The 942-nt window shown below is 35.9% G+C and carries 1 pseudogene; it reads right to left on the bottom strand.

The annotated features are described in order from the left end of the window. Nucleotides 1-302 precede the first annotated feature (302 nt). Nucleotides 303-942 (bottom strand): annotated as a pseudogene (gene gloB, locus ACFIK8_RS10295) (hydroxyacylglutathione hydrolase); the annotation flags it as partial.

Below are 942 nucleotides of genomic sequence, written 5' to 3'. Positions count from 1 at the left end.
AAGTGCTAAGAGACCGGTAAAAAAATCTTTTGATGTGAGACTATTTTCTCTTAAAACACACATGAGTTTTTATTTTCTAAAAACACAAGCAATATATCCTTCAATAAGTTCTCATTTTTGGTATTATGTATTTCCTGTTTCGCGGGTAATTTCTTAGATTCTTTTTCAATTTTTTCTAACTTTAAAGGAAAATCTTCTGTTAAGGGATAATTCGCAATGACCAGCTGATATAAAAAAGATTATCTATTCCTTTAGCCATTGTCACTTGAGCGTATGCCACAAAAGGAAAAGCAAATGCAATGTCAATTTAAACAGGGTTTAAAATTATCTTTTCTTTTCCGAATTTCAGCAAAGACTTCTTCATCTGTTTCTTTTTCCATTGCAAGGTTCTTTCGCAAAGTTCTATTATCCCAGCGAAGAAAAGGATTTGTCGCTTTTTCTTGCCCTAAGGTTACCGGTAAAGTCATGGCGTTTTTTGCGCGCAACAAAAAAACATCTTCTACCCTTTGATGAAGTTTTTGATTGTGTGAATCAAGTGTCAATGCAAAAAGAGCGTTGGTTTTAGTATATTCATGGCCACAATAAAGGAGTGTTTCATCGGGAAGCTGACGAAGCTTTTTAAAAGAGTTTAGCATTTGTGCTGGTGTTCCTTCGAAAAGACGTCCACAGCCGAGTGAGAAAAGCGTATCTCCAGAAAAAAGTAAATTTTCCTGGGGAAAATAGTAGGATAATGATCCTAGCGTATGACCAGGTGTTGAGAGCGCTAAAAGTGTGTGTGTGCCAAAAAATAAACTTTCATCAGGTTGAAGTGTTTGATCAAGATGACCAATCTTTTCCTTTTCTGCTTCTGGTCCAAGAACTACAGCCTTATAAATTTGCTTTAACTATGCGAGCGCTTCTACATGGTCATGATGATGACGAGTCAAAAAAATAGTCTGAACG

This window comes from Bartonella sp. MR168JLCBS (genome assembly GCF_042194175.1).
This window is presented reverse-complemented; position numbering and strand designations above follow the sequence as displayed.